The organism is Pseudomonas sp. BF-B-26 (assembly GCF_019956495.1).
GTDB lineage: Bacteria > Pseudomonadota > Gammaproteobacteria > Pseudomonadales > Pseudomonadaceae > Aquipseudomonas.
Genome location: NZ_JAHBDP010000019.1, coordinates 1 through 9,009, shown reverse-complemented (window position 1 = coordinate 9,009; position 9,009 = coordinate 1). Strand labels below are relative to the sequence as shown.

Genomic DNA, 9,009 nt, shown 5'->3' with positions numbered 1-9,009 from the left:
GGGCTTGCTCGCGAAGGCGGGGTGCCAGGCAGCATTAATGTCGACTGACACGCCGCCTTCGCGAGCAAGCCCGCTCCCACATGGATTGCGCTTGACTGACTGTCGGATCCATCTTCTTAAGGGTTAGAATCGCCGCCTGTCCCAGAGTGTGTACTTATGTCCCCAGAGCTGACTTCCGAACAGATTCAACAGTCCCTGCAAGGCATCAGCGTGCCGGCCCAGCCGCAAATCATGGTGGATTTGCAGATGGAACAGTACATGCCCGATCCGGATCTGGAGGTGATCGCGAAGCTGATCTCCCAGGACCCGGGCCTCTCTGGCGCCTTGTTGAAAATCGTCAACTCGCCGTATTACGGCTTGAGCAACAAGATCGCCTCGATTCAGCGTGCAGTGAACCTGCTGGGCAGCCGCTCGATCATCAACCTGATCAACGCGCAGTCGATCAAGGGCGAGATGAACGACGACACCATCGTTACCTTGAATCGTTTCTGGGATACCGCCCAGGATGTGGCGATGACCTGCCTGACCCTGGCCAAGCGCATCGGCGTCCAGGCCGGCGATGAAGCGTACGCCCTGGGTCTGTTCCATGACTGCGGCGTGCCGCTGATGCTCAAGCGCTTCCCCAACTACATGACCGTTCTGGAAGAGGCTTACGCCAGCGCCAGCGCTGAATGCCGGGTGGTGGACACTGAGAATCGGGTGTTCAATACCAACCACGCAGTGGTCGGTTATTACACCGCCAAATCCTGGCGCCTGCCGGAGCATGTGACCGCCGCCATCGCCAATCACCACAACGCGTTGGCGATCTTCAGCGATGAGTCGTCGCGCAACAGTCAGCTGAAAAACCTGCTGGCGATCCTGAAAATGGCCGAGCACATTTGTGCGTCCTTCCGGGTGCTGGGCAACCAGCGTGATGACCATGAGTGGAACAGCATCGCACCGCTGGTTCTCGATTATGTCGGCCTCTCGGACTACGACTTCGAGACCCTCAAACAAACGATTCGTGACCTTGGCGCTCACCGCTGAGCGTTGCACAGCCTGATTCGAGAGCACCATGCCGGAACTGCCTGAAGTCGAAACCACTCGCCGCGGAATTGCGCCACACCTGGAAGGCCAGCGCGTCAGCCGGGTGATCGTGCGTGAGCGGCGCTTGCGCTGGCCGATTCCCGAAGACCTGGATGTGCGGCTGTCTGGCCAGCGCATCGTGCTGGTGGAGCGACGCGCGAAGTACCTGCTGATTAATGCCGAAGTCGGCACGCTGATCAGCCATTTGGGGATGTCGGGAAATCTGCGTCTGGTGGAAATCGGCACGCCGGTGGCCAAGCATGAGCACGTGGACATCGAGCTGGAGTCCGGCCTGGCCCTGCGTTACACCGACCCGCGCCGGTTTGGCGCGATGCTCTGGAGCCTCGACCCGCTCAACCACGAATTGTTGATCCGCCTGGGGCCGGAGCCGTTGACCGACCTGTTCGACGGGGAACGCTTGTTCCAGCAGTCCCGCGGGCGATCCATGGCGGTCAAGCCGTTCATCATGGATAACGCGGTGGTGGTCGGCGTGGGCAATATCTATGCAACCGAAGCGTTGTTCGCCGCCGGTATCGACCCGCGTCGTGAGGCCAAAAGCATCTCTCGGGGGCGTTATCTGAAACTGTCGATCGAGATCAAACGCATCCTGGCGGCCGCTATCGAGCGCGGCGGCACCACACTGCGCGACTTTATCGGCGGTGACGGTCAGCCGGGTTACTTCCAGCAGGAACTGTTCGTGTACGGCCGTGGCGGTGCGCCCTGCAAGGTCTGTGGCACGGAGTTGCGGGAAGTGAAGCTCGGGCAGCGTGCGAGCGTCTTTTGCCCGCGTTGTCAGAGTTGAAACGCTCAGGGTCTATAGTCAGTGTTCTGACTGCCTCGCCCAAGGACTGTGCCATGAACCTGTTTCGAACCCTTGTCGTCGTTTTGCTGCTGAGCATCGGTGCGCCAGTGCTGGCAGCAAATGCGGGCAGCGGCGACCCGCGCTACACCATCCAGAATCCCCCGGCGTACGCCATGATCGGCGATTTGCTGATTGCCCGACCCTTGCTGGTCGTGGCGACGGTGATTGGTGCCGGAGCGTTTGTGGTGTCGTTGCCGTTTACCGCCTTGGGTGGCGGTGTCGGCGATGCGGGGCAGGCGTTGGTGGTCGACCCGGCGAAAGCGGCGTTCGTGCGGTGTCTTGGGTGTATCGGGGAGGGGTTTGAGCAGCGGGAGTGAAGCCAGTTACTACTTTGGTGTGGCTGATGGCCCTATCGCGAGCAGGCTCGCTCCCACAGTAGACCGCGATTAACTGTGGGAGCGAGCCTGCTCGCGATAGGGCCGGCACAGTCGCTACAAAACTATTTGACTCAAGCCTTGCCGGTAAGCTTCCGGTACTTCTCCATCAACTGCTCTTCAGTCTCCGGGTGCGCCTCGTCCAGCGGAATGCAATCCACCGGGCACACTTGCTGGCACTGAGGTTCGTCGTAGTGGCCGACGCACTGGGTGCACAGGTTCGGGTCGATCACGTAGATCTCTTCGCCCTGGGAGATGGCGGCGTTCGGACACTCGGGTTCGCAGACGTCGCAGTTGATGCAATCGTCGGTGATGATCAGGGACATGCTAACTCCAGCCAGGGCGGAAGGCCCGGGCGCAATAAACCAATGCGCACAATTGTGCCGCATTGGCGCCCGCAGTGCACGCGGACGCCGCTTGAGCGGTTGCTACTTCTTGAAGCGTTCGTTCAGGGCATCCGCCACCGCAGGGTGTACAAACTTGGTGATATCGCCGCCCAGGGCTGCGATTTCACGGACCAGCGTCGAGGAAATGTACGAATAACGCTCGGACGGGGTAAGAAACAGACTTTCCACATCTGGCGCCAGCTGACGGTTCATGTTGGCCAGCTGGAATTCATATTCGAAGTCCGACACCGCTCGCAAACCACGCAGGAACACGTTGGCGTTCTTCTCTTTGGCGAAATGCGCCAGCAACGTCGAGAAGCCGACGACTTCAACGTTGGGCAGGTGTTTAGTGACCTCGCGGGCCAGCGCCACACGCTGTTCCAGGGGAAACAACGGGTTTTTCTTCGGGCTGGCGGCGACGGCGATGATCACATGATCGAACAGGCGCGCGGCGCGTTCGACCAGATCGCCATGGCCCTTGGTAATAGGGTCGAAGGTACCTGGGTACAACACTCGGTTCATCGCGTCGTCCTGGCGGGAGTCCGTTGGGGAGTCGGATGGTATCGCAGCCTTCCCGGTCGGCCAAGTCGCCTTTTGAGTAAGAAAGCACTATAGACGATGGGAATATTCTCCCTTTTCATGGGTTTTTCAAACGTTCGGCCAAAGAAGTTGCCAGCTGCGCTGTCAGCCCGTAGACCGACAATTGCGGGTTTGCGCCAATGCTGGTGGGGAACAGCGAGCCGTCATGAATCGACAGATTGCCCAGCTGATGATGCCGGCCGAGGCTGTCGGTCACGGCGTTTTTCGGGTCTTCACCCATGGCACAACCGCCCATCACATGGGCGCTGCCCAGGCGTGTGCGATACAGCTCCAGGCTCAGGCCGTCGATCAGCGTGCGCGCTTCGGCGAGGGTTTTCACGTAGCGAGCGTCGGCGTGCATGGGCATTACTGCCTTGGCACCGCCCGCGAACTGGATCTCTGCCATGCTGTGGAACGCCCGACGCAATCCGTCCCAGGCATAGGGTGAAACCTGATAGTCGAGCACCGGCGTGCCGTCACCGCGCAACTCGACGCTGCCGCCGAGGCTGTCCGGGTGAAAACCGTCCCGCAGCAGGGCCAACATGGCGTGGGTGTGGGGCAGGTTTTCCATGTGTTGGGCGTTTTCCTTACCGAAACCGCCGAGCAGGGTCGTGGCCAGCGCCGGGTGCAGCGGCGGGACTTCGAGTTTGTAAGACATTTTGCCGGTGGTGCCGTCCTGCCATTGGAAATGGTCGGAATAGATGGACTGTGGCGCGCCATAAAACGGGTTGATCACCTCGTCGAACAACCCGGCCGACATGTTCACCAGGTGTAGAAACGTCCGTTTGCCCAGCCGCTTGTGCGGATCGGGCGCCTCGGAGCGCATAAGCAACGCCGGGCTGTTGATCCCGCCACCGGCCAGCACGTAATGCCGGGCCTTGACCGTGACCGTGTGTCCGGTAGGTGCGACGCAGCGGTCGTCCATCGCAACGCAGTGCAAGCCTGTGACCTTGCCGCTGCTGATCAAGAGCTTTTCGGCACGAGCCAGATAGAGCAACTCGCCGCCTTTTTCCAGCGTCGCCGGGATGGTCGTGACCAGCATCGATTGCTTGGCGTTGGTCGGGCAACCCATGCCGCAGTAGCCCAGGTTCCAGCAGCCACGCACATTGCGCGGGATTACATGCCAGGCGTAGCCGAGTTTTTCGCAGCCTTTGCGGATCACGTCGTTGTTGGCATTGGGCGGGATCATCCAGGGGGCGACGCCCAGGCGTTGTTCCATTTTTTCGAACCACGGCGCCATCTCGGCCGGCGTGTGGCCTTTGACCTCGTGTTCCTTGGCCCAGTGGTCGAGGGTCGGGTCCGGCGTGCGAAAACTTGAGGTCCAGTTGATTAACGTGGTACCGCCCACCGCGCGGCCCTGAAGGATGGTGATCGCGCCGTCCTTGCTCATGCGGCCGATACCTTCCTGGTAGAGGCTGGTGTAGGCCTGGTCTTCGAGCATCTTGAAGTCGCTGCTGGTCTTGAGCGGGCCTTCCTCGATCAGCAATACCTTGTAGCCCGCGGCGCTGAGGATTTCGGCGGTGGTGCCGCCGCCCGCGCCGCTGCCGATAATCGCCACGTCCGCTTCGAGGGTCAGGTCCTGGGTCAGTTGCGAGCCGTTATAGGTTTTCCAGCCACGGGCCAGGCCTTCGCGGAACGGATCGGGTACGGGCATCTTCAGGTTCTCTTGTTGTTATGGTTTGGATGCAGTGGTGTTCATGAGGACGCCTTCGCGGGCAAGCCACGCTCCCACAGGAATTGTGATGGGCCACCCTTTTGTGAGCGACTCAAACCCTGTGGGAGCGGGCTTGCTCGCGAAGGAGGCGCCACGGTTTCAGACCGTAGGCGGCCCGGGATACCCGCAATGCGCCCACGACTCCGCCCGGCTATACCAAGCCATCATCACCAGTTGCAGCAGCGAGCTGTGGCCCATGCGCAGCAGACTTAACGAACTGTTTTCCCAGCGATCGAGAAAATGCCGGATTTCGTCGGCACTGGCGTTTTCCCAACTGCCCCAGATCCCGGTGAGCGGTCCGCGGGTGATGCTCATTCCCAGCACATCGAATAACTGCCGGGTCAGCTTGAGCATTTCCGGCGACAGATGATTCAGGCCGTTATCCAGGTAGTGCAGGGTGTCACCGACGGCCGTCGGCATTTTTTCGACGGCCACAGCACCGTCGAGCATCACTGGAATCAATGACCGCAGAAACAGCAAGTCACCGCTGCGCAGAATCGCGAAACCGCTGGCTGGAATGCTCGATGAGCAGCCGCTGAGGCTCGCGCCCAAACCGGCGGTGGCGAGAAAAGCGCTGGCACCCAGGCTGAATTTAAGCAAGCCGCGCCGTGACAGCGCGGGTGTGTCGGACAGACTTGGGCTCATTATTGTTATTACCCGAAGGGGATGATGATCGTTAGCGAATAAACAGCTTCTGGATCAGCTTCTGAATGGATTTGCCGTACGGCGGGTAGATCAATTTCGCCGCATTGAACCGCTGTTTGATCAGCACACCTTTGGCTTTGCTGAAGGTCAAGAAACCTTCGTGGCCGTGGTAATGACCCATGCCCGAGGCGCCGATGCCGCCGAATGGCATGTCGTCCTGAGCGACGTGCAGCAGGGTGTCGTTCAGGCACACGCCGCCGGAATGGGTTTCGTGAAGTACGCGGTGTTGCTCACGCTTGTCGTAGCCGAAGTAATACAGGGCCAGCGGACGAGGTCGCTCATTAATGTAGGCAAAGGCCTGATCCAGATCCTTGTACGGAACGATCGGCAACAGCGGGCCGAAGATTTCGTCCTGCATCACCATCATGTCGTTGCTGACGTTGAGCAGCAGGCTGTGGCCCATGCGGCGCCCCTGGCCCTTGTCGAACAACGGAATCAGCAGCGCGCCCTTGCTGGTGGCGTCGCTGATGTAGCCGTTGAGGCGCGCCAATTGTCGGTCATTGATGATCGCGGTGTAGTCCGGGTTGTCGGTCAAGGTCGGATAAAACCCACGAACCGCCTGACGATAGGCTTCGACGAAAGCTCCGACGCGATCTTCCGGCACCAGCACATAGTCCGGGGCCACACAGGTCTGCCCGGCGTTGAGCGTCTTGCCGAAGGCGATGCGTTCGGCAGCATCCTTGAGCGGTACGTCGCGCGACACGATGGCCGGGGATTTGCCGCCGAGTTCGAGGGTCACCGGGGTCAGGTTCTCGGCCGCTGCACGCATCACGTGTTTGCCGATGCTGGTGGCGCCGGTGAACAGCAGGTGATCGAAACGCAATCTGGAGAACGCTATACCGATATCGGCTTCGCCCAGCACCACGCAGACCAGGTCTTGCGGGAAGATTCGGCCCAGCAGTTCCTTGAGCAACACGCCGGTGGCGGGGGTCGATTCGCTGAGCTTGAGCATCACCCGATTGCCTGCCGACAACGCGCCCACCAATGGGCCGATGGCCAGATACAGCGGGTAGTTCCAGGGCACGATCACCCCGACCACACCCAACGGTTGATAAATGACTTTGGCCGCCGCGGGTTGAAAGGCAACCCCGACCTTGCGCTTCGACGCCTTCATCCAGCCTTTGAGGTGCTGACTGGCGTAGTGAATGCCGTGCAGGCTTGGCATCAGTTCGGCGAGCAGGGTTTCATCGGCGCTGCGATGGCTGAAATCCTGGCTGATGGCATCGATCAACGCCTGACGCTCATTGCTCAACAGATCGCGCAGGGCTTTTAGCCATTGCTGGCGCTGGCCGGCGGGTGGCATCGGGTTGGCGGCATACGCCGCGCGTTGGGCGTCGAACAGAGTCTGGAGCTCTTCCAGGGGCTGCTGCAGGTTCTGCAAGTAGGCGATGTCAGCAGTCATTGTAGGCTCCGGATTTATTGTAATGAGGGACTTTTTAGAGTCTATGCTCTATAAAGTCAAATGACATCCTGGCGCAGCTTTGTTTTATCCACTCGCGGATAGGTCGTAAGATGCCCGTCAACGCCTTTTGAATTAAAGCCCAAGCCATGGCCCCTCGGATCAAAACCAGCGAGCGCATCGTGCAGAACAGCCTGGAGCTGTTCAATCAGCAGGGTGAGCGCAGCATCAGCACCAACCACATTGCTGCCCACATGGAAATTTCCCCGGGCAACCTGTACTACCACTTCCCCAACAAGCAGGCGATCATCGCCGTGCTGTTCAGTGAGTACGAAAGCCTGGTGGACAGCTTCCTGCGCCCGCCCCAGGGGCGTGCCGCCACGGTCGAAGACAAGCGCTTCTACCTCCAGGAATTGCTGGCCGCCATGTGGCGCTACCGGTTTTTGCACCGTGATCTGGAGCACTTGCTCGACAGTGATCCGGAGCTGGCCGCCCGTTATCGGCGCTTTTCCCAACGCTGTCTGATCTATGGCACGCATATCTACGCGGGCTTCGTCGAGGCCGGCATCCTGCAAATGGACAAGGTTCAGATCGAGTCCCTGACGCTCAATGCCTGGATCATCCTGACGTCCTGGGTCCGTTTTCTGTGCACCACGCGTGAAAATTCCAATCATCTGAGCGAGCAGGCCATAAAACGTGGTGTGTATCAGGTGCTGGTGCTTGAGGCCGGTTTTGTCACGGATCAGTCTCGCGACGCGGTGAATGCGCTGTTCGAGGAGTTTTACGTGCCGTTGGCCCAGGCGCTTGAAGAAGTGGGATAGAAAGTGCAGTAGGATCAAACATCGCCTATCACAGGAGCCCGTTATGCCCATAGCGCAACTGATCAGCCCGCAAGCGTTGGACCTGAAAAAGGAGCAGCCGGGGCTGGTGATTCTGGATTGTCGTTTTGCCCTTGAAGACCCGGATTACGGTCAGCGCAGCTATGCCGAAGGGCATATCGCCGAGTCGAGCTTTGCCGATCTTGAGCGTGATTTGAGCGGGACAGTGGTCAAGGGGGTGACCGGGCGCCATCCGCTGCCTGAACCTGAAGACTTGATCGAGCGACTGCAAGCCTGGGGCGTCAACGCCGACAGCGAGGTGATTTTGTACGACGACGGCCCGGGTGCCTACGCGGCGCGGGCCTGGTGGTTGCTGGCCTGGCTGGGCAAGCGTGACGGCGTGTTCATCCTCGATGGCGGGCTCAAGGCCTGGCACGCTGCCGGTTTGCCCCTGAGTCTTGATCCGCCGCAGATTGAGCGTGGCACCTTCACGGGGACGCCGGACAACACGCTGGTCCTGAGCGCCGAACAACTCCAGAAACGTCTCGGCCAGCCCGCGCTGACCCTCCTTGATGCCCGCGGCTTGCCGCGTTTCAAGGGCGAAGTAGAACCGATCGACCCGATTGCCGGGCACATCCCCGGCGCGCAATGCGCGGCGTTCACCGACAACCTGGGCAGCGACGGGCGTTTTCTGCCGGCCGATCAGCTCAAGCAGCGGTTTGCCGCGAAGCTCGGTAATCGCTCGCCGACCGATCTGGTGGCGTACTGCGGTTCTGGCGTGACGGCCTGTCACAACCTGTTCGCGTTGTGCCTGGCCGGCTATCCGTTGGGCTCGTTGTATGCCGGCTCATGGAGCGAGTGGATCAACGATCCAGCGCACGGCATCGCCATAGGCGAATAAACGCTTAACCCCTGTGGGAGCGAGCCTGCTCGCGATTGCGGTGTACCAGTCAACATCAATGTTGAATGTTAAACCGCAATCGCGAGCAGGCTCGCTTGTATGGTAGGACTTGAAGGGAGGAGGAGGGACAAGGCTCGATTCCGACTGTTGACGCAGTACAGACCGTGGGAGATTTCGCCCCTCCTCCTTTCACCCAAGCGCCGATA

The 9,009-nt window shown here is 60.2% G+C and carries 10 protein-coding genes; 5 read left to right on the top strand and 5 right to left on the bottom strand.

The window, feature by feature from the left end; translation table 11 throughout:
• Positions 1-210: 210 nt before the first annotated feature.
• The 3 genes from KGB03_RS01530 to KGB03_RS01520 are packed head-to-tail and all read left to right on the top strand — an operon-like array spanning position 211 to position 2,244.
• Positions 211-1,026 (top strand): HDOD domain-containing protein, encoded by an 816-nt coding sequence (locus tag KGB03_RS01530; RefSeq protein WP_165933976.1) that lies wholly within the window; start codon positions 211-213, stop codon positions 1,024-1,026.
• A 28-nt stretch (positions 1,027-1,054) separates the two neighbouring features.
• Positions 1,055-1,867: a bifunctional DNA-formamidopyrimidine glycosylase/DNA-(apurinic or apyrimidinic site) lyase gene (gene mutM, locus KGB03_RS01525; RefSeq protein WP_111448431.1), complete on the top strand. Its 813-nt coding sequence runs from the start codon at positions 1,055-1,057 to the stop codon at positions 1,865-1,867.
• A gap of 53 nt (positions 1,868-1,920) precedes the next feature.
• Complete coding sequence (locus tag KGB03_RS01520; RefSeq protein ID WP_192409105.1) at positions 1,921-2,244, top strand: multidrug transporter; 324 nt, start codon at positions 1,921-1,923, stop codon at positions 2,242-2,244.
• 131 nt (positions 2,245-2,375) lie between these two features.
• On the opposite strand, the gene KGB03_RS01515 is transcribed toward KGB03_RS01520, so the two are convergent.
• From KGB03_RS01515 to KGB03_RS01495, 5 genes are all read right to left on the bottom strand, one after another.
• The gene (locus KGB03_RS01515; protein WP_008150569.1) at positions 2,376-2,627 is read right to left on the bottom strand and encodes a YfhL family 4Fe-4S dicluster ferredoxin; all 252 of its coding nucleotides are present in this window, start codon (positions 2,625-2,627) and stop codon (positions 2,376-2,378) included.
• Between the two features lie 102 nt (positions 2,628-2,729).
• The gene (gene coaD, locus KGB03_RS01510) at positions 2,730-3,209 is read right to left on the bottom strand and encodes a pantetheine-phosphate adenylyltransferase (RefSeq protein ID WP_008150570.1); all 480 of its coding nucleotides are present in this window, start codon (positions 3,207-3,209) and stop codon (positions 2,730-2,732) included.
• Positions 3,210-3,324: 115 nt separating this feature from the next.
• Positions 3,325-4,920, bottom strand: a complete 1,596-nt coding sequence (locus KGB03_RS01505) for a GMC family oxidoreductase (protein ID WP_223526042.1) — start codon at positions 4,918-4,920, stop codon at positions 3,325-3,327.
• A 159-nt stretch (positions 4,921-5,079) separates the two neighbouring features.
• Positions 5,080-5,625, bottom strand: a complete 546-nt coding sequence (locus KGB03_RS01500; RefSeq protein WP_223526040.1) for a twin-arginine translocation pathway signal protein — start codon at positions 5,623-5,625, stop codon at positions 5,080-5,082.
• A gap of 31 nt (positions 5,626-5,656) precedes the next feature.
• Entirely contained in the window at positions 5,657-7,087 is a 1,431-nt protein-coding gene (locus KGB03_RS01495; RefSeq protein ID WP_223526038.1) for a coniferyl aldehyde dehydrogenase, read from the bottom strand.
• A gap of 146 nt (positions 7,088-7,233) precedes the next feature.
• On the opposite strand from KGB03_RS01495, the gene KGB03_RS01490 reads away from it, so the two are divergent.
• Positions 7,234-7,905, top strand: a complete 672-nt coding sequence (locus tag KGB03_RS01490; protein WP_123368510.1) for a TetR/AcrR family transcriptional regulator — start codon at positions 7,234-7,236, stop codon at positions 7,903-7,905.
• A 43-nt stretch (positions 7,906-7,948) separates the two neighbouring features.
• Positions 7,949-8,803, top strand: a complete 855-nt coding sequence (locus KGB03_RS01485) for a sulfurtransferase (RefSeq protein ID WP_223526036.1) — start codon at positions 7,949-7,951, stop codon at positions 8,801-8,803.
• Positions 8,804-9,009: the final 206 nt, after the last annotated feature.